Annotated in this window: 12 protein-coding genes, 5 tRNA genes and 1 other RNA gene; 11 read left to right on the top strand and 7 right to left on the bottom strand. The window is 70.8% G+C overall.

From position 1 onward, the window contains the following. The first annotated feature begins 27 nt into the window (after positions 1 to 27). Positions 28 to 2,106 (top strand): RecQ family ATP-dependent DNA helicase, encoded by a 2,079-nt coding sequence (locus tag G4D86_RS21355; RefSeq protein WP_163995825.1) that lies wholly within the window; start codon positions 28 to 30, stop codon positions 2,104 to 2,106. A gap of 12 nt (positions 2,107 to 2,118) precedes the next feature. Here the strand turns inward: G4D86_RS21355 and G4D86_RS21360 are convergent, their stop codons facing one another. Together G4D86_RS21360 and G4D86_RS21365 are read right to left on the bottom strand one after the other, a co-directional pair. Next, positions 2,119 to 2,451 carry a hypothetical protein gene (locus G4D86_RS21360; protein WP_163995994.1) on the bottom strand — a complete coding sequence of 111 codons (333 nt, stop codon included), beginning with the start codon at positions 2,449 to 2,451 and terminating at the stop codon, positions 2,119 to 2,121. A gap of 49 nt (positions 2,452 to 2,500) precedes the next feature. Continuing rightward, positions 2,501 to 6,256 (bottom strand): tetratricopeptide repeat protein, encoded by a 3,756-nt coding sequence (locus G4D86_RS21365; RefSeq protein WP_163995826.1) that lies wholly within the window; start codon positions 6,254 to 6,256, stop codon positions 2,501 to 2,503. Positions 6,257 to 6,348: 92 nt separating this feature from the next. On the opposite strand from G4D86_RS21365, the gene G4D86_RS21370 reads away from it, so the two are divergent. Further along, complete coding sequence (locus G4D86_RS21370) at positions 6,349 to 6,765, top strand: hypothetical protein (protein ID WP_163995827.1); 417 nt, start codon at positions 6,349 to 6,351, stop codon at positions 6,763 to 6,765. Positions 6,766 to 7,252: 487 nt separating this feature from the next. Here the strand turns inward: G4D86_RS21370 and G4D86_RS21375 are convergent, their stop codons facing one another. From G4D86_RS21375 to G4D86_RS21395, 5 genes are all read right to left on the bottom strand, one after another. Next, positions 7,253 to 8,200, bottom strand: coding sequence for an SDR family oxidoreductase (locus G4D86_RS21375; protein WP_163995828.1), 948 nt, complete (start codon positions 8,198 to 8,200; stop codon positions 7,253 to 7,255). Next, positions 8,197 to 9,051, bottom strand: a complete 855-nt coding sequence (locus tag G4D86_RS21380; RefSeq protein ID WP_163995829.1) for a lysophospholipid acyltransferase family protein — start codon at positions 9,049 to 9,051, stop codon at positions 8,197 to 8,199. The genes G4D86_RS21375 and G4D86_RS21380 overlap by 4 nt, the downstream gene beginning before the upstream one ends. Before the next feature lie 90 nt (positions 9,052 to 9,141). Next, positions 9,142 to 10,080, bottom strand: a complete 939-nt coding sequence (locus tag G4D86_RS21385; RefSeq protein WP_163995830.1) for a polysaccharide deacetylase family protein — start codon at positions 10,078 to 10,080, stop codon at positions 9,142 to 9,144. Between the two features lie 21 nt (positions 10,081 to 10,101). Further along, the gene (locus G4D86_RS21390; protein ID WP_163995831.1) at positions 10,102 to 10,812 is read right to left on the bottom strand and encodes a glycosyltransferase family 2 protein; all 711 of its coding nucleotides are present in this window, start codon (positions 10,810 to 10,812) and stop codon (positions 10,102 to 10,104) included. A 39-nt stretch (positions 10,813 to 10,851) separates the two neighbouring features. Further along, positions 10,852 to 12,165 carry a protoporphyrinogen/coproporphyrinogen oxidase gene (locus G4D86_RS21395; RefSeq protein WP_163995832.1) on the bottom strand — a complete coding sequence of 438 codons (1,314 nt, stop codon included), beginning with the start codon at positions 12,163 to 12,165 and terminating at the stop codon, positions 10,852 to 10,854. Positions 12,166 to 12,402: 237 nt separating this feature from the next. Here G4D86_RS21395 and G4D86_RS21400 point away from each other — a divergent pair, with 237 nt between their 5' ends. From G4D86_RS21400 to ffs, 9 genes are all read left to right on the top strand, one after another. Next, positions 12,403 to 17,037: a tetratricopeptide repeat protein gene (locus G4D86_RS21400; RefSeq protein ID WP_163995833.1), complete on the top strand. Its 4,635-nt coding sequence runs from the start codon at positions 12,403 to 12,405 to the stop codon at positions 17,035 to 17,037. 144 nt (positions 17,038 to 17,181) lie between these two features. Then, positions 17,182 to 18,462: a serine--tRNA ligase gene (gene serS, locus G4D86_RS21405; RefSeq protein WP_163995834.1), complete on the top strand. Its 1,281-nt coding sequence runs from the start codon at positions 17,182 to 17,184 to the stop codon at positions 18,460 to 18,462. A gap of 94 nt (positions 18,463 to 18,556) precedes the next feature. Further along, positions 18,557 to 18,643, top strand: a tRNA-Ser gene (locus tag G4D86_RS21410). A gap of 42 nt (positions 18,644 to 18,685) precedes the next feature. Then, a tRNA-Ser gene (locus tag G4D86_RS21415) sits at positions 18,686 to 18,775 on the top strand. A gap of 29 nt (positions 18,776 to 18,804) precedes the next feature. Continuing rightward, positions 18,805 to 18,878: transfer RNA gene (locus G4D86_RS21420), tRNA-Arg, on the top strand. 27 nt (positions 18,879 to 18,905) lie between these two features. Beyond that, positions 18,906 to 19,373: a tRNA adenosine(34) deaminase TadA gene (gene tadA, locus G4D86_RS21425; RefSeq protein WP_163995835.1), complete on the top strand. Its 468-nt coding sequence runs from the start codon at positions 18,906 to 18,908 to the stop codon at positions 19,371 to 19,373. 5 nt (positions 19,374 to 19,378) lie between these two features. Then, a tRNA-Ser gene (locus G4D86_RS21430) sits at positions 19,379 to 19,465 on the top strand. A gap of 12 nt (positions 19,466 to 19,477) precedes the next feature. Beyond that, positions 19,478 to 19,564 (top strand) — tRNA-Ser (locus tag G4D86_RS21435). A 30-nt stretch (positions 19,565 to 19,594) separates the two neighbouring features. Continuing rightward, an RNA gene (gene ffs, locus G4D86_RS21440) (signal recognition particle sRNA small type) lies at positions 19,595 to 19,687 on the top strand. Positions 19,688 to 19,716: the final 29 nt, after the last annotated feature.

Raw genomic sequence — 19,716 nt, forward strand, 5'->3', positions numbered from 1 at the left:
GACGTTTCCGTTGACGGCCGGACCAGGATGGTGAACATGCGCGCGATGCCGGTGGCCCTGCCCTACTTCGAGGAAGCTCAGCAGGGACTGGTTCGCCACTTCGGCCTGTCGGAGTTCCGGCCGGGTCAGGCCCCCGTCATCTCCTCGGTGATGAGCGGGCGCAACACGGTGGTGGTGATGCCCACCGGCGCGGGCAAGAGCCTGTGCTACCAGCTGCCCGCCACGCTGCTGCCGGGGCTGACGCTGGTGGTGTCGCCGCTGATTGCGCTGATGAAGGACCAGGTGGAGGCGCTCACCGCGCGCGGCATTCCGGCCACCTTCATCAACTCGTCGCTGTCGGATTTGGAGCGCGCGGAGCGCATGCGCCGGCTGCGCGCGCGGGAGTACAAGCTCTTGTACGTGGCGCCCGAGCGCTTCCGGAGCCAGAGCTTCCTGGAGACGGTGTCCGAGCTGGGCGTGGACCTGCTCGCCGTGGACGAGGCGCACTGCATCTCGCAGTGGGGCCACGACTTCCGGCCGGACTACGCGCTGCTGGGCCAGGTGCGCAAGCGCCTGCGCCCGCCGCGCACGGTGGCGCTGACGGCCACGGCCACGCCCGAGGTGCGCGCGGACATCGTCCGCGTGCTGCTGATGAAGGACCCGCGCGAGTTCATGGAGGGGTTCGACAGGCCCAACCTCTTTCTGGGCAAGCAGGAGGTGGGCGGGGACTCGGACAGGTTCGAGGCCTGCGGGCGGCTGGCGGCGCTGGGGGGCAGCGGCATCATCTACTGCTCCACGCGGCGGGCGGCGGAGGGCATCTTCTCCGAGCTGCACGGCAAGGGGCTGAAGGCGGTGCTGTACCACGCGGGCATGGAGGACGACGCGCGCCGCAAGGCGCAGGACACGTTCATGTCCACGAAGGACGCGGTGGCGGTGGCCACCAATGCGTTCGGCATGGGCATCGACAAGGCGGACATCCGCTTCGTGGCCCACGCCAACATCCCCCGCGCGGTGGAGGCGTACTACCAGGAGATTGGCCGCGCGGGCCGCGACGGAGGCGACGCGCGGGCGGTGCTGCTCTTCAACCACTCGGACGTGTACACGCAGGAGCGGCTCATCCAGAGCAGCCACCCCTCGGAGGCGGTGTTCGGGGACGTGTGGGGCGTGCTCCAGTCGGTGGAGGAGTTCGAGCGTGGTGTGTACGCGCTCGCGGGCACGGTGAATGCCAGCGAGTTCGAGGTGTCCGCGGCGCTGCGCATCCTGGAGCGCGAGGGGAAAATCGAGCGCGGTGGCCGGGGCGAGGGCGAGCACGGAATCACGCTGACGGAGAAGGCGCTGGCCGCGCACCCGCATGCGGCGGACGCGCAGCGGCTGCTCAAGTCACTGCTGGAGACCTTCCCCGTGGGGCGGCAGGCCACGACGGAGCTGCCCATTCTCGCGCGGCGCACGGGGCTGTCGGTGGACGAGGTGCGGCACGCGCTGGGGCTCTTGGAGAAGTCCGGCGCGGCGCGGGTGCGGCGGCCCTTCGCCGGGCGCTCCATCCGCGCGCTGGAGCGGGTGGCCTTCCGTGAGCTGGGACTCGACTTGAGCCGCGTGCGCGAGCAGGAGCGGCAGAACCTCGCGCTCCTGCGGCGGATGACGGAGTACGCGTACACGGACCGGGACAAGAAGTGCCGGCGCTCGGCGATTCTGCGGTACTTCGGCCAGCAGGACGCGGCAGCGTCATGCGGCAACTGCGATGTGTGCGCGCCGGAGAAGATGCCGCCACTGCTCGCCTCGGGCCCCGCGGCGTCCCGGCCGCGTGCCGCGTCATTCGCCTCCGCGCCGGTGACGAGCTACAGCGAGCTGGCCTCCACGGAGCTGCGCCGCTGGCGCAGGGAGCTGGCGAAGGATTTGGGGGTGGCGCCCTTCATCATCTTCAACGACGCCACGCTGCTGGGGCTGTCCTCGGCGCTGCCCATTGATAGGGACGCCTTCCTCTCGGTGAAGGGCACCGGGGAGAGCCGCTGGGAGCGCTTCGGCCCCAAGGTGGTGGAAATCTGCCTCATGGCCCGCGCGGCGGGGCATGAGCCGCAGGCGGTGCCGGCGACTCCGCCCCGGGTGCGGAAGTCCCGGCGGCTGGCCTGAGCGGGTGCTTCGCTAGCGCCCGCCCGCGCGGCGCCACGCACGGCGCGCCATGAAGAAGCGGAGCCCGCCCATGAGGGAGCCCACCACCAGCGCGAGCAGGAAGATGACGAGCACGGTGGTGACGCCGAAGACGACGCGCACGCCGGACTCGGTGATGCGGCCGCTGAAGTAGGCCTCACGCAGCGGCTCCAGGGCCCCCGTCAGCTCCAGCGCGCGGGCCGGGAGCGAGTCCAGCGACAGCGACAGCCGCTGGAGGAAGCGCGTGGGGTACAGCCGCAGCGCCAGCTCCACGCCGACGCCCAGCACCAGGTAGAGCAGCGACAGCAGGAAGGCGTTGCCCCACATGATGCGCAGCAGCGGGGCCGCCTCGGGGCGGGGTGGGTAGGACGTCACGCTATCTGGCCGCCTTCTTCTTGAGGACGGGCAGCGCCTTCTTCACCCGCGCCGCCTCCGGAGAGCCGTCCGCCAGCCGCAGGAAGGCCTCGTAGGACTCCACCGCGCGGGGCAGCTCCGCCGACTCCCGCACCAGCACGTCCGCCAGCGCCAGGTGGGCCAGGCCATCCGTGGGCTCCAGCTCCACGGCCTTCGCCAGCGCCGTCTTCGCCGCTGCCTCCTGCCGCTGCTTGAGGGCCACCATCCCCAGCGCCAGGTGCGAGCGGCCTTCGAACGGCGCCAGCCGCACCGCCTCGTCCGCCGCGGAGCGCGCGTCCTTCAGCGCCCCGGCGCCGAGCAGCACGCGCGCCATGGTGGCCTGAGCGAAGGCCTTGTCCCAGACGGTGGGCGCGCGGGCGGCCAGGTCCTCCAGCGTCCGCGCCGCGGCGCGCCCGCCCGAGGGGAGCTGCGCGTAGATTTCGCCCACTCGGCCGCAGGTGGCGTCCGGCCCCTCGCGCCGGGCGGCGGCGAAGGCCGCGTCCGCGTTGTCCACGTTGCCCTGGCGCAGGAAGGCGTGGGCAATCTCGCAGAAGGTGTCCGGGTCCTTCGGGTCCAGCTTGTTGGCGCGCTCGAGCGCGGAGAAGCCGCCCCGCGCGTCCCCGGCGGCGAAGAGGATGGCGGCGCGCAGCCGGTGCGCCTCCGCGTCGTCCGGCGCCAGCTTCGCGGCGCGACCCGCCGCCCCTTCCGCCTCCTTGCGGCGGCCGGCGTGGTACAGCGCGAGCGCGAAGCCCTTGTGTGCCCCCGCGCTGCCCGGGTTCTCCAGCTGCCAGGCCTCGAACTGCTTGAGGGCCTCCGGCGTGCGCCCCAGGGCCAGCAGTGTGCGGCCCAGCGCGTCGCGGGACTCGCCGTGCGCGCCGTTGCGCTCCACCGCCTGCGTCAGCGGCTTGAGGGCCATGTCCGGCAGCCCGCGCGACAGCAGCAGCCGCCCCAGCGAGCAGGATGCCTCGTAGTCGCGCGGGTCCTTCTGCGCCTCCTCGAACTGGGCCTGCGCCTTGTCGAAGGCGCGCTCGCGCCAGTACACCTGCCCCAGCGCCAGCCGCATGTCGTTGCGCGGGTGCTTGGAGGCCGCCAGCGCCTTCTCCAGCAGCTCGCGCGCCTGGGGCGCGTTGCCCTCCGCGGCGTCGGCCAGGGCCAGCCAGGACATGGCCTCCGGCGGGTAGCGGTCATTCACGCGCGTGCGCGCCAGCTCCGTGCGGGCCCGCTTCCAGTCTCCCAGGCGCGCGTACGCGGCGCCGCGCACCATGGCCACCTTGCGGCCCCCGTCCGCCTCCAGGCGCGTCAGCACCTCTCGCTCACGGTCTCTATCCAACAGGGCGCGACCCAGGCCCTCGCGGGCCTCGTCGCTCTTGGGCTGCAGCTTGAGGGCGGCCTCGTAGGCAGCCTGCGCCGCGTCCAGCTTCCCCGCGGCGCGGCTGGCCGCACCGAGCGCGAGCTGGAAGTCGAAGGCCATGGGCCCCTGCGCGCCCTTGCCCAGCAGGGCGCGGGCCTCGTCATGCTTGCCCTTGGCGGAGAGCAGCTCGCCGTGGACCAGTTGCTGGCGCCCCTTCAGCGTGTCCGGCAGCTTCGCGTCCTGCGCGAGCGGCGCCACGTCCGCGAGCGCCGCGTCCAGGTCCTGGTCCAGCGCGAGCCGCGCCTCGGCGAGGCCGATGCGGGCCGCGGGGTGCTCGGGCGACTTCTTGCGAGCGCGCTCGAACATCTCGACGGCCTGCGCGAAGTCCTCGGAGGCGAGGTAGTAGTTCCCCAGCGCCACCAGCGCGCGCACGTTGGCGGGCGAGGCCCGGAGCGCGCGGTCGAAGCGCTCCAGCGCCTTCTTCTCGTCCTTCGCCGCGAGCAGGAGGCTGGCGGCGAGCGCGTGGACCTCGGTGCCATCCTCGGTGGAGGAGAGCAGCGCGCGGCGGGCGGGCTCGCGCCCCCGGTCATCCGCCACCAGCACGTTGGTGACGAGCACCAGGCCGGGAGAGCCCTCCTTCACGCCCGGCTTCTCCAGCGCCTCCAGCGCCTGGCGCCGGTCGTCCGGAGACAGGCCGTGGTCCGCGAAGAGCAGCGCGTGCGTCCAGGCGGTGAGCGCCCAGGCGCGGCTGCTGCTCTCGTCCATCTCCCGGGCGAGCTGGAGCTGCGCGAGCGCCGCGTCCAGCGAGGTCCGCGTGTCCTGGACGGTGAGGTCCTCGGCGCGGGCCAGCGCCTCGTTGAGCGTCTGTCCGCCGTGGTCCGAGCTGATCTTGATGAAGCCGATGACCGCGATGCCGAGCACCAGCACCGCCACCACCGCGCCGGCAATCTTCACGCCGTGCCGGGCGATGAACGACGTCTTGGCGGCCTCGCGCTTGAGCTTCTCGCGAAGCTCCTGCTCGTAGGCGACGGTGAGCGCCTCCGTGTCCGGCGCGGGGGCCTTGGCCTTCGCGGCGACGGTGGGGTTGGCGGTCGCCGTCGCATCCGGGATGTCGTCGAGCAGCGAGCGCTTGCCACCCGAAGGGCGCACCGGTGAGGCCGTGCGCGCGGCAACGGGGTTGCGCGCGGTGGGGTCGGGAGGCGGCAGGTCTCCCAGCAGCCCGCCCCCCGCGGCGGGAATCGTGGGCTTCGCCGTGGTGAACTCGCCGGAGAGGAGCAGCGGCAGCTCACTGGTGCCCTCGGGCGGAGCGGCCTGGAGCAGGTCCGGGCTCCCGGCCTCCGGTGAGCCTCCATCCTCGGTGCCAGACGCCTCGTCGCTGGCGGCGTCCGACGTTCCCGTCGAGGACGCGGTGTGCTCGCCAGAGGCTCCGTCCCCGGACGCACCCGACGCTTCGTTGGAGCCCGGGGCGCCGTCGCCCCTGGCGGGGGCCTCGTCGTCGAGCGAGAGGTCCAGGCCCGGCAGCTCCGTGCCAGCCACCGGCCGCAGCACGGGGACCTGACGGTTCATCAGCCCGAGTGAGGACGCCACATCGCCTGATGCGCCATCCACCCCTGCGCGGGGCTGCTCACCCGTGGCCGTGCGGCCGGCCTTCGCGGACGCACTCGCTTGTCCCGAGCCAACAGCTCCGCCATCCGCCTCGGTGCCCGTGTCGGCCGCGCCCTCCGCGCGCCGTGCACCCGCGTCGCCGCCAGGGGCACCTTCAGGAGTGCGCGCTCCGGCCGCGCCATTCGCCTCACGCCCACCCGCCGGCTTCGCCTTCGCGGCGTCACCGAGCGCGGCGGCGCGCAGCCTCGCGGCCGCCATGGGCGACGACGAAGCGGCCTCCTGCGCGCCGTCCTCGGCCGAATCCGGGGACTCGCCCTCCTGCGCCGTCTTGGTCTTCTCCAGCCCCATCAGGTCCGCGAACACCGGAGCGGGGCCGCCGGCCAGGGCCTGCTGGGCCTGCTCCAGCCACAGCTTCACGCGCCCGTCATTGGGCTGCAGCGCCACGGCCTTGCGCAGAATCGGCAACGCCGAGCGGAACAGCCCGCGCTGCAGCAGCACCTCGCCGATGAGGTTGTACGCGTAGGGGTTGTCCTTCTCGATGCCGATGGCCTGGTCGAACTGCTCCATCGCCTCCGCGGGACGCCCCAGTTGGATGAGCGCCTTGCCCCACAGCACCCGGCCGACCGTGGACGTGGGGTGGTGGGAGATGCCCTGCCCGCAGACCTCGATGGCACGCGCCGCGTCCCCCTTTTCCAGCAGGGCCTTGGCCAGCTCGACGAAGACGGAAGAAGTAGGGTCCTGCCGGAGGAGCTGCTCGTATCGCTCCACCATCGACTTGGCCATGTGCGCTCACGACTCCGGTACTCGGGAGGGGGAGCCGGACCATACCACCCCGTCCTCGTCCGGGGATGCTCGCGGGTGCTACCGTCCCTGCCGTGAAACGCCTGTCCGCCCTCTTCCTCGTGCTCGTCCTCGGGGCGTGCGCAACCACGTCCAAGAAATCCAGCCTGGAGGCACTCAAGGGCACGGTGGAGAGCTTCCACCAGGTCATCCGCTGGCGGGACTACCGCTCGGCCGCCCGGTTCATCGTCCCGGAGCGGCGCGAGGACTTCCAGCGCGCGCGCATCAAACAGAACGACGACCAGGACCTCACCGTCACCGACTACGAAATCGAGGACGTGAAGCTGTCCGAGGACGGGCAGCGCGCCACGGTGCAGAGCCGCATCCAGTGGATGCGCCTGCCCTCCGCCTCCGCGCGCACCGCCCTCGTCACGTCGGAGTTCGTCCTCCGCAACGGGGCGTGGCTGCTGGAGCGGCAGCTCGAAGGGCCCTTCGAGGGCGAGCTGCCGTAGAAAAGAAACCGCCCACCGTCTCGGGGCCGGCCGAGGCGGTGGGCGTCGGGTGCCCCCCAATGAGGCTCCCTACAAGAATCCGCCTACCGTCTCGGGGCCGGCCGAGGCGGTGGGCGTCGGGTGCCCCCCAATGGGGCGCCCTAAAAAATCCGCCTACCGTCTCGGGGCCGGCCGAGACGATAGGCGTCGGGAACCCCCCAATGGGGCGCCCTGACAGGTGGGCAGATGGCGACGCTGTGTCCAGGCCCGCGTCGCCGCGCCGTTTCGTGGCTTCCCTAGAGCAATGCGAGTGCCAGCCTCCATGCGAGTCTTTGGAGGCAGGCGGGCCATTGGAGATTCAAGGGGTTGCAATCCCAGACGCCCGGCCGCCCGCCTGCTCTCCTGCCCGGGTCCTGACATCGCTGTCAGTGACCCGTGAAGGAGGCGTCACGCCAGGCGTGACATCGGTGTCAGGGAGGTCTCGGACTTTCCCGTCGCTGCCCCGTCGCTACTCGCCGAGGACGGAGCGGATGGTGTCCCGCATGGAGTTACGGGGCTTCCAGCTCACGTCCGTCACCCAACGGCTGCCATCCACGGCGCACAGGAACTGGATGTGGTCCAGCTCCGGGGGCGGGAAGTTGGCGAGCCGGTATTTGAACAACGTGCGCAACAGCGGCCGGGCAATGGGGTGCGGCACGGGGATGGGGGTGTTGCCCAACTCGCGCATCACCGAGGACAGCGGCACCTCGCCGGGGCCCACCACGTTGTAGACGCCCTTGGGCTCGGGGCGGAGGGCCGCCACCATGGCGCGCGCCACGTCCTCCACGTGGATGAGCTGCACCATGGGGTCGAAGCCGGCCATCACCCACGGCCGGCGCAGCCGCAGGTAGTTGGAGGGCGCGTTTTTGATTGTGGGCCCGACGATGTGGACGGGACGGAGGATGACCGTCTCGATGTGCGGGTGCTTCCAGAAGAAGCTGTGCGCGAGCATGTCCACTTCGATGAGGTCTCTGACCCCGGAGAAGCGGCTGGCCGCCATCAGCGGCGCGTCCTCGGTGAGGAAGTTGGAGTTGTCCGGGCTCGGGCCGTAGACGTTGGCCGAGGAGAGGACCACCACCTTCTTCACGCCGTACTTCGCGCAGTACTCCAGCAGGCGCGTGGTGCCCACGACGTTGAAGGAGTGGTGCTCCTCCTCGCTCATCCGCGGGTCATGCATGATGCCCATGTGGATGACGGCCTTGACCTCGTTCTTGCGGAAGACGTCCTCGGCCTTCTTCTTGCGCAGGTCGAGCTCGTACATCTCCACGTCTTTCGGCCGGCCCACGAAGGGGCGTCGGTCGATGCCGATGATGCGCTCGTGCTTGTGGAGCAGCTTGGCGAGCGTGCGGCCGAGGTTGCCGCTGATGCCAGTGACGACGACGGCCGGCCGCGTGGCACTGCTGGACGTGGCGCTCACCAGAACACCCCCCGACGCTCCTTGAGCCCCTGGTGCAGCATGGACTGAATCGCGGCCTTCACGGTGCGGACCTTCTTGTCCAGCTCGCTGTCCTCGTCATCCGGGCGGCCGGTGAAGCGCAGTGGGTCGCCGAAGTAGATGCGGTACTTCGTCGGCAGGGGGATGGGCAGGCCCGTCGGCGTCACGGGGAAGGACGGAAAGCCGAGCAGCTTCGCCACCGGCTTCAAGTCCATCAGCGCGGGGGCCTGCTCCTCGGCGCCGACGACGGCGACGGGGATGATGGGCGTGCGCGTCTCCAGCGCGAGCCGCATGAAGCCCAGGCCGAACTCCTGGAGCTGGTAGCGCTGGGGCCACAGCTTGTTGATGCCGCGCGTCCCCTCGGGGAAGACGAGGATGGCCTCCTCCGCGTCCAGCAGCCGGCGGCAGTTCTCGGGGGTGCCGACAATCTGGCCCACGCGGGCCATGAAGGTGGACACGTAGGGCAGCGAGGGCACCCACTTCTCCACCATGCTGCGGATGGCGCGCGGCGGGCTGGCCTCCAGCATCATGGAGACGCCAATCATGGCCCCGTCCAACGGAATCTGGCCCGAGTGGTTGGACACCAGCAGCACCCGGCCGGCGGGCACCTTCTCGATGCCGTACGTCTCCACGCGGAAGTAGTTCCGGTAGAGCCACACGAAGGGCGCCAGGGCGGACAGGCTGTAGTCGAGGCTGAAGCCGAACGGGTCCACCCCGTACTCGTTCTCCGGGCGGGCGAGCGCCTGGAGCCGGTGCTTCTGCTCGTCATTGGCCAGCCGGTCCGTCCAGTCGCGCAGGCCCTTCTTCACTCGGTCGGTGAGGCGCTCCAGCATAGGAGAGGTTCTTTACACCACCAGCCCGGACTCCGGGAGTGAGGGAATGACGGAGTGCGCCAGCGGACACGCCCCGGCGGGCGGCGCCGCTCACAGCGAGGTGGAGAGCCGCCCGGCCGCGTCGCGCAGCGTGACGACGTCGCACTCCGCCTTCAGCCAGCCGAAGACTTCACGCAGCCGCTCCAGCTTCCGGGCCGCGCTCACGCGCAAATCCCGCTGCTGCCGCACCAGTTCGGGGGGAATCCCGTCGGTGGCGTCCAGCACGTCCACGCCATGCAGCTCGAAGTTGAAGAAGGCGTCCTTCCGGCACGCGCGCCAGGCCGCGCGCAGGGCGGACAGCGGCAGCGTGGTGGCGAAGGTGCCGATGAAGGGGAAGCGCACGCCCGGCGTCACCGCCATGGGCAATTCCAGCACCGCGCCCGAGCCCCGCTGGTAGGGCCGTGACGGGTCCGGCCGGTAGGGCACGCGGGGCGCCAGCAGCACGCGCGGCGTGTCCAGCACCGAGCGCGACGGCCGCCCCACCAGCGCCAGCGCCCCCATCACCGCCGCCTTCGCCGCGTAGTACGGCGCGGCGGGGAACGCGGACGAGCCATAGCGGTAGCCCTGCTCCGCCGTGGCCGCATACAGGTCCGCGTTCAGCGTGTAGCCCGGAGCGCGGAAGCCCTCGGGCCTGACTCCCGTGGCCGCAAGGATGGCGGCATCCGCGCGCGCCAGGTCCTCGCGGATGGCGGGCAGGCCCCGGCGCGTGAGCGCGTAGTCATGCGCGTGGCTGTGGCTGGCCACCTCGATGCCCGCTTCGTGGGCCGCGCGCATCCCCGCCGCGGCGCCCGGGTCCGACTCCAAATCCTCACCGATGGCGAAGAAGGTGCCCGGCGCCCCCAGCCCGTCCAGCAGCTCGCGGAAGCGAGGCACCGCCACGGCGTGCACCAGGGTGCGGGCGCGCTCGTCGAGCAGCGACTCCGGCAGACCGTGGATGCGGCAGTAGTGCGGCAGCGAGTCGAGGTCGACGGAGATGGACGCCAGCCGCACGGTGCGCGCCCTCCTACCGGCTCACGTCCCGCGGACGCGGATGACGTAGAACAGCTTGCCCACGTTCTTGAGCACGTTGGGCACGCGCTTGAAGAGGTGGATGGAGGGCTGGCGTTTCTCGTGGAGCTGGATGGGAATCTCCATCACCTTCAGCCCCTCGCGCCAGGCGCGGATGACGAACTCGCTGGCGAACACGTCCATGTCCACCACGCACTTGTGGATGACAGGCAGGAGCGCCTCGCGGCGGAAGGCCTTCAGCCCGTGCGTGTCCGTGCCCTGGAAGCCCAGCGCCACCTTCAACAGGCCGTTGTGCACGCGCGTCGCCGCCCGGCGCACCAGCGGGCGCTGGTCGCTGGCACCCTTGGCCGCCTTGGAGCCCACCACCATGTCCGCCTCGCCCCGCTCCAGCCGCGGCAGCGCCGCGTCGTAGAAGGTCAAGTCACAGAGGTCGATTTCGTCGCAGACCACGTACGTGCCACTGGCCATGAGGATGCCGGCCTTGAGCGCGGAGCCGTAGTTGGGCCGCTCTGAGTGGAACCAGCGCAGGCGCGGGTTCTTCGCGCACATGTCTTCCAGAATGCGCGGCGTGGCATCTCGCGAGCCGTTCTCCGCGAAGATGATTTCGTAGTCGAGCCCGCGCGCATCCAGCCCCTGGCGCAATTCCTCCGCCGCCGAGGCGATGATGGACTCCTCGTTGTAGACAGGAATGACGACGGAGAGGTGCGGGGCCATGGAATTGGGTCCCTCAGATATGGGGCGAGAGCCGGGCCGTCAACCGTTCAGCGTCCGGGCGCAGGCACGGCCCGCGAGGATGGCGTCCTCCATGGACGAGTACTCCCACTGCCCGTAGCGCCCGGCGATGAGGATGCCCGCGTGCTCCAGGAAGCGGAGGATCTCCGCCTTCGCCGGCCCGTATGCGTCGTCATAGAGCACGTACGCGTGCGGAATCTCCGTCGCCCGGGCGAAGAGCACGTCGTCCGCCGAGTGGATCATCTGCGAGCGCACCAGGTCCTCCACCGCGTACTTCTCCGCGGTGGCGGGGGCCAGCTCGCCATGGTGGCTGTACTCCACGTAGAAGCTGGAGGTGTCCGGCGGCGCCAGCGGCGCATACACCGCCGAGGGCGAGCCGATGCGGTACGTGTGGAACTCCGGCTCCGGCAGGTAGATCCAATGCCAGGGCTGGCGGTTGGCCCCGCGCGCGCCCACGGCCACGTAGGTGACGGTGGTGGCGCGCAGCCGCTTCGCCGCGGCCACGACCTCCTCCGGCACGCCCGCGCCGCCCCTGGCCAGCAGCGCCACCAGCCCCGGCAGGGAGATGCTGGAGACCAGCCCCGAGTAGCCCAGCACGCGTCCGTCGGACAGCGTCACCTTGCGGGCCTTCCAGTCGATGGAGGTGGGCTCCAGGTTGACGCTCAGCTCGCCGCCCTTCAGGTGGCGCAGCATGGCGCGGGCGAGGCTCTCGATGCCGCCCTCGCGCGGGTAGAGGAACGAGGCGTTGTAGCCCACGGCGTCGCTGCCGGCGCCCAGCGCTCCGTCCACCACTTCCTTGAGGTTGGGGCGGGGCACGAAGCGCCCCACCCAGGCGGCGGACAGCTCGCGCGGGTGCACCGTCCAGAGCTTCTGGTTGTAGGGCACCATGAAGTTCTTCGCGAAGCCCTCGCCCATGTAGCGGAGGATGAACTCCTCGAAGTTCTTCGGCTCGCGCTCGCGCAGCGCGCGGCCCTTCTCGCCGTAGATGGCCTCCACGTAGCCGACGAGGTTCTCCGCCACCACGTCCGGCGGCAGGCCATGGGTGTTGACCTGGTATGGGAAGCGGGTGAACACCCCGCGCGAGTAGATGCCCGCCTTGCGCTGGATGCGGACCATCTGCTCCGGCAGCCAGACGGTGTTCACCAGCTTCTGGATCTCCGGGTCCCTCAGGTGCAGCCAGTGGCCGGTGGGGTCGAAGTAACACCCATCGATGACCTCGGTCTTGATGAGCCCGCCGACCCGGTCCGACTTCTCGATGAGCCGCCAGGGCTTCCGGAGGAAATGGGCGGTGGACAGACCCGCGAGTCCCGCGCCAAGGATGACGATGGGTTCCATGACAGGCCGGGTCTACCACCTCCGCTCCGGGAGGGGGGAAACGAACGCACGACGCTCACCGACGGGTGGACAGAGCCCTTGCCCGCCCGTCTGGGGGACCAAGGGAGGGGCCGTTCGGCATCGGCAGGCGCGTTCTTTCCGGGGTGGAAACGGCTCTGCTACCCTGCGCGCACCGCGAAGGCGCTCCGATGCCCGCTCGCGAGCCATTCGCGCCTGCCGGTCCGTCGAAGGAACCCCATGAAAGTCTCCTGCCCGTCTTGCCAGACGAACTACAACATCGATGACAAGCGGATCCCGCCCGGTGGCGCGAAGCTCAAGTGCGCCCGGTGCCAGACGACCTTCCCCATCAAGCTCGAGGCCGTGAGCGCGCCGTCCGCGCCGCAGGCCGCCGCCATTCCGCTGCCCGGTGCCGCCGCGCCGCAGGCCGCCGCTGCCATTCCGCTGCCGGGTGCCGCCGCGCCGTCGGCCGCGATTCCCCTGCCGGGCGCCGTCGCGCCGGACTCGGACGCGTTCGCCTTCGATGACGGCTCCGCCGCCATTCCCCTGCCGGGCTCGGCCGCGCCCTCCGCATTCGACGCGGGCGCCATTCCGCTGCCGGGTGCCGCCGCGCCGCAGTCGGCCGCCATCCCCCTGCCGGGCTCGGCCGCGCCCCGGTCCGCCGCCATTCCGCTGCCGGGTGCCACCGCGCCCCAGTCGGCCGCGATTCCCCTGCCGGGGAGCGCGCCGAGAGCCGCCGCCATTCCGCTGCCGGCCGCCGCGCCGTCGTACTCGCAGGCCATTCCCCTGCCGGGAGCCGCGCCGTCGTACTCGGAGGCCATCCCGCTGCCGGGCGCCGCGCCGGAGGCGGACGCGTTCGCCTTCGACGACGGCGGGTACGCCGAGACGTCCGCCGCCGCCATTCCCCTGCCCGGCGTGGCCGCGCCCCGGTCCGAGGCCATTCCCCTGCCGGGTGCGGCCTCGCCGATGGACTCCTTCAGCGAGTACGACGACAACCCGCAGCCCGCGCCCGAGAACCGGGACGTGACGCGCGTCGTCCGCATCCCGCTGCCGAGCGACGCGTACCGCGAGCCGCCCCCCGCCGCGCCGACCTACGGCACCACCGACGAGGTGCGCGGCACCGCGCGCGACTTCGACTTCTCCGAGGAGCCGGCCGCCGCCGCGCCGACCTACGGCACCACCGACGAGGTGCGCGGCACCGCGCGCGACTTCGACTTCTCCGACGACGCGCTGCCCGTCCCCGCCGAGCCCCAGGCCGCGGCGGACCCGTTCGCCTTCGACATCGAGCCGCCGAGCGGCGAGGCCCAGGCCTACGCCCTGCCGCCCACGCCCCAGCGCGCGCAGGCGCCCGACTTCGGCGCTCCGCCCGAGGCGGACCCGTTCGCCCTACCCCCGCCGCCGGACGCGTACGCGCAGCCGCCGATGCCCGGCGAGGACCCGTTCGCCCTGCCTCCGCCGCCCGTGGGCATGACGCCCGAGACGGACCCGTTCGCCCTGCCCCCGCCGCCGGACGCGTACGCGCAGCCGCCGATGCCCGGCGAGGACCCGTTCGCCCTGCCGCCTCCGCCCGCCTCGAGCGCGCCGTCGTTCGACTTCGGCGAGCTGCCGTCTCCCGCGGGCGGTGACCCGTTCGCCCTGCCCCCGCCGCCCGCGGGCATGGACTACTCGGACCTGCCCTCCCCCGCGGGCCCGCCCGACTACTCGGACCTGCCCGCGCCGGCCGCGCCGCCGCAGGACCTGTCCTTCGACTTCGCCGAGTCCCCGGCCGTCCCCGCGCCCTCGGCGGACCCGTTCGCCCTGGACTTCGCGCCCGCGCCGGCCGCCGCGCCCGCGCCGGACTTCAACCTCGACTTCGCCGAGCCCCCGCCGCCCGCCAACGTCAACCCGACGGTGGACTTCGGTGACGTGGACTTCGGCTCGCCCCCGCCCCAGGCCGCCTCGGCCGGCATCCCCGACGCGCTCGAGTTCGACCCCACCGCGAGGCCCGGCGACGACCTGGAGGCGGACCTCTCCGAGCCGCTGCCGCCCCCGCCCAACGCCGGCCCCGCGGACGGCCTGGAGATGCTGTCGTTCATCGACGACGCCGCCGGCAAGGACGCGGGCGCCCAGTCCGGAGCCAAGGTGCGCCGCTTCCACGTGCGCCGCCGCTCGGGCAAGGTGTTCGGCCCGTTCGACGAGGGCGTCATCGTCAAGATGCTCGAGGACGGGCAGCTGCTCGGCAACGAGGACGTCTCCACGGACTCGGAGAGCTGGTCGCCCATCGGCACCGTGGCCACCTTCGCCGCCGCCATCCAGCGGCTGATGGAGGGCCCCGCCAAGGTGGTGACGCCCAGCGCGGCCCCCACCGTGGCCACCGCCGATGCCCCCCGCGCCGACGCCGCCCCACAGCAGGCCAGCATGAAGCGGCTGGAGCAGCTCTACGAGGGCCGCATGGCCGGCGTGGCCGTGGTGGACCGCACTGGCACCACGGAGAAGTGGAAGAAGCGCATCCCCCTGATGGTGGCCGCCGGAGTGGGCGTGGTGCTGCTGGGCATCGGCGTGGGCATGGAGTTCGGCTCGCGCTACGGCGCCTACGGCCGCCGCGCCCTCTTCCCCTCCCGCGTCTCCGCCGGCTCGCCCCAGGCGAAGCTGGTGGACGACGCGCGCCAGGCCCTGCTCCAGGACACCTTCGCCAGCTACAAGCAGGCGTACACCCTCAGCACCCAGGTGCTCGCGCAGGGCGAGTACCCCGCGGTGCGCTCGCTGTGGTGCCAGTCCGTCCACTACCTGCAGCGCCGCTACGCCGCCGCCGACGCGAACGACATTGCCCGCTGCCAGGAGGCGATGCCGGACATCGAGCTGCTCGGTGAGAAGGACGTGGACGTCATCAAGGCCGCCGCGGCCATGGCCCTCACCTCGCGCCAGGCCGACACGGTGCTCCCCGCGCTGGCGGATGCATACAGCCGCGAGGCCAACCAGGGCGACCTGGAGCTGGCCTTCCTGCTGGCCGAGGCCCACGGGCAGAAGCGCGACCTGACCCAGGCCATGGAGACGCTGAAGAAGGTGCTGGCCCGCGACGCGAAGTCCGCCAAGGCGCACCACGCCCTGGGCAACCTGCACCAGGCCGCGGGCCGTGCGGACGAGGCCGCCGCTTCGTATGCCGCGGCCCTGGATGCCGACCCGAAGCACGTCGCCTCCGCGGTGGAGCTGGCCGCGGTGGAGTTGCTCGTGCGCAAGGACGGGGAGAAGGGCGCCCAGGCCGTGGACCGCGCCCTGGCCGAGGACGTCAAGTCCGCGCTGGGCCCGGCGGAGCTCGCCCGCGCCCGCGGCCTCAAGGGCGTGGCCCTCTTCCAGCAGCACAAGCCCAAGGAGGCCGAGGCCGAGCTGACGGCCGCCATGGAGAAGGACAAGGGCTCCGCATTCCTCAAGGGCCAGCTCGCTCTCGTGCTGCGCTCGCAGCGCAACTACGAGGGCGCGCAGCCCCTCTACGCGGAGCTGGCCACCAAGGAGGCCGACAACCTCGAGTACACGGACGGCCACATCACCACCCTGGTGATGACGGGGAAGATGCAGGCCGCCCTGGACGCGGTGCAGAAGGCCAACAAGCGCTTCCCCAGCGAGGCGCGCATCGCGTACCTCTACGGCCGCATCGAGGACGCGCTCGACAAGGCCGTCGAGGCGGAGGGCCACTACAAGCGCGCCATCGCCGCGGACGACAAGCTGGTGGAGGCCAGCCTGTACCTGGGCCGCTTCTACCTGCGCCAGCGCCGCAACGCCGAGGCGCGCACCCAGCTGGAGCTGGCGGCCGCCAAGGCCCCGGACCACGCCGGCGTGCGCGCGGGCCTCGGCGAGCTGGCCCTGGCGGAGAACAACGCGCTGCTGGGCCAGCAGGAGTTCGAGCGGGCCGTGCAGCTGGACCCCAACCTCGCCGACGCCCACCTGGGCCTGTCTCGCGTGGCGCTGCTGAACAGCGATTTGGAGAAGGCGAAGACGGAGGCCAACGTCGCGCTGGAGCTGGACCCGCACCTGCTGAAGGACGGCCGGCTGCAGCGCGGCATCGTCCTCTGGCGGCTGGGCCAGCTCGAGGAGGCGGTGGCGGAGCTGGAGAAGGCCAAGGCCGAGGACCCCCGCTCCACCACCACGCCGATTACGCTGGGCGCGGTGCTGCTGGAGAAGGGCGACCTGGCCGGCGCGGAGAGCAACCTGGGCCTGGCGCTGAGCAACGAGCCCTCCAACCACGAGGCGCTCTACTACCTGGGGCTCGTCAAGGCGAAGCGGCTGGAGTTCACCGGCGCCGTGGACAACATGCGCAAGGCGGTGGAGCGCGCGCCCTCACGCCCGGACTACCACTACGCCTACGGCGTCATCCTGCGCGACGCGAAGAACCTGCCGGACGCCATGAAGGAGTGGCAGAAGGCGGTGGAACTGGACGCGCAGAACGCGGACGCCCACGAGGCGCTCGGCCATGCGTACCTGGAGGGCGGCCAGTTCGACGAGGCCATCACCTCGTTCGAGGCCAGCCTCAAGGCCGACCCGCGCCGCACCCGCGTGCTGGGCTCCATCGGTGACGCGTACTTCAGCGCCGCCCGGTGGAACGACGCGGTGAAGCGCTACGAGACGGCCCTCAAGCAGGACCCGAAGCTGACCTACGTCTATTACAAGGTCGCTCGCGCCTTCACGGAGCAGGCCCAGTACGCCAAGGCCATCGACTGGTACCGCAAGGCCACCAGCGTGGAGCCGGAGAACCCCATGTCCTACTACTACCTGGGCTTCGCCTATAAGGAGCGCAACAAGCGCCGCGAGGCCGTCCAGGCGTTCAAGGACTACCTCTCCAAGAAGCCGGACGCGACGGACAAGAAGGACATCGAGGACGAAATCTACGACCTGCAGAACTAGTCCCCGCGGGCTCCCCGACAGGCGGCCGGCCGTGGCCTCCCGCACGGCCGGCGTCAGCCAGAAGGGCTCCCGGGCGTCGGCCCCTGAGCACCCCACGCACGAGGAACCTTGTGGCTCCCGCGCGGGGTGACTAGAAGGCGCCCCATGCTGGACCTCCGCTATGTCGCGCAGAACTTCGATGCCGTTGTCGCCCGCCTGAAGACGCGGGGCGGCAGCCTGGACCTCGGCCCCTTCCAGCGCCTCTTCTCCGAGCGGCGCGAGCTGTACGTCTCCATGGAGTCGCTGTCCGCCCGGCGGAACGCGGCCAACGAGGAGATGAAGCGCAAGGCGAAGGAGGACCCCAAGGCCCTGGACGCGCTGCGCGGGGACATGCGCGCCGTCTCGCAGGAAATCAAGGAGAAGGAGGCCCGCCTCAAGGAAGTGGAGGAGGAGATCAACCGCATCCTCCTGCTCATCCCCAACGTGCCGCACGAGTCCGTGCCCGTGGGCGCCGGCGCCGAGGACAACGTCCAGGTGCGCGCCTGGGGCGAGAAGCCGAACCTCCTCTTCGCGCCGAAGCAGCACTTCGAGCTGGGCGAGAAGCTGGGCATGCTCGACTTCGAGCGCGCCGCCAAGGTCTCCGGCAGCCGCTTCGCCTTCTACAAGGGCGCGCTGGCGCGGCTGGAGCGGGCGCTCGCCTCGTTCATGCTCGATGTGCACACCCAGAAGGGCTACCTGGAGATGCTTCCGCCCTACCTGGTGCTGCGCGAGTCGATGATGGGCACCGGGCAGCTGCCCAAGTTCGAGGACGACGCCTTCAAGACGCTGGGGGACCCGGAGCGCTTCCTCATCCCCACCGCGGAAGTCCCCGTCACCAACTACCACGCGGACGAAATCCTGGAGGGCGAGCAGCTCCCCCTGCGCTACTGCGCCTTCAGCCCGTGCTTCCGCGCCGAGGCCGGCTCGGCGGGCAAGGACACGCGCGGCCTCATCCGCCAGCACCAGTTCCACAAGGTGGAGCTGGTGAAGTTCTCCCCACCGGAGAAGAGCCTGGACGAGTTGGAGGCGCTGACGGACGACGCCTGCGACATCCTCCGCCGGCTCGGGCTGCACCACCGCGTGATGCTGCTGTGTACCGGGGACATGGGCTTCGGCTCCCGCAAGACGTACGACATCGAGGTCTGGCTGCCGGGCCAGGACACGTACCGCGAGATCTCCTCCTGCTCGGACTTCGGCGACTTCCAGGCCCGCCGGGCGAAGATCCGCTACCGGGCCCAGAAGGGGGACAAGCCCCAGCTCGTCCACACGCTCAACGGCAGTGGCCTGGCGGTGGGGCGGACGACCGTCGCCATCCTGGAGAACTACCAGCGCGAGGACGGAAGCGTGGCCATCCCGGAGGCGTTGTGGCCGTACATGGGGGGGCTGAAGGAACTGAAGCCACTTTGAGCCTTGAATCCGGCTTGCAACGGGCCCCGAATGAGGTAGAAGGGCGGCCCCACGGTCGCCGTCGGACCGAGGGACTCCGCCGGCTCTGAAGCCTGGAGGCGTGGCCGAGCGGTTGAAGGCAGCGGTCTTGAAAACCGCAGAGGGTGCAAGCCCTCCGTAGGTTCGAATCCTACCGCCTCCGATTTTGTGCTTGAGTTTTGTGGTTCTTTGACAGAAAAAAGCTGGAGAGATGGCCGAGAGGCTGAAGGCACAGGTTTGCTAAACCTGCATACTCGAAAGGGTATCGAGGGTTCGAATCCCTCTCTCTCCGCCACTTGTAGCAGTAGCAGCGCCGGAAGAAATGCTCCCTTAGCTCAGCTGGATAGAGCGTCGGACTACGAATCCGAAGGCCGGAGGTTCGAATCCTCCAGGGAGCGCACTTCTTCTTCCGAGCACCCGTCTCCATGAGTGACGACGAAGCTTTCATGCAGCAGGCGCTTGCGCTCGCGCGGGAAGCCGCGGAACTCGGAGAGGTCCCCGTCGGTGCGGTTGCGGTGCATGACGGAAAGGTCATTGGCACCGGCTTCAACCGCCGCGAAGTGGACCGCAACCCACTCGCTCATGCCGAGATGCTCGCAATGGATGCCGCGGCACGGAGCCTGGGCGTCTGGCGGCTCTCGGGCGTCACCCTGTATGTGACGCTGGAGCCGTGTGCCATGTGCGCTGGTGCGCTGGTTCAATCCCGGGTGACGCGGTTGGTGTTCGGCACCTCGGATCCGAAGGCGGGCGCGGTCGGTTCGCTCTACAACCTGGTCGAGGAGCCTCGACACAACCACCGGCTCCAGGTCACAAGTGGCATCCTGGCGGACGAAAGTCGCCAGCTTTTGAAGACGTTCTTCGAGCGCTTGCGCGCGAAGAAACGTGAAAACTGAATACTGGAGAGCTGGCCGAGTGGTCGAAGGCACCTGACTCGAAATCAGGCGTACCGGTAACGGTACCGTAGGTTCGAATCCTACGCTCTCCGCTCCAGACTTCTGGAGAGGTGGCCGAGCGGTTGAAGGCGCACGCCTGGAACGCGTGTATATCTGAAAGGGTATCGTGGGTTCGAATCCCACCCTCTCCGTTGTTGTTTCAGCAGTAGGTTGTTACAGACTTTGTGGTCGGGGCAACGTGGAGGCGTGAACTCCGCCAGGTCCGGAAGGAAGCAACGGTAGCGTACTTCCGCGTGTGTCCCGGCCGTTTCTTTTGAAGAGCCGGCACCCTGTTTCAGGGTGC

This window comes from Pyxidicoccus caerfyrddinensis (assembly GCF_010894405.1).
In the GTDB taxonomy this organism is placed as follows: Bacteria; Myxococcota; Myxococcia; order Myxococcales; family Myxococcaceae; genus Myxococcus; species Myxococcus caerfyrddinensis.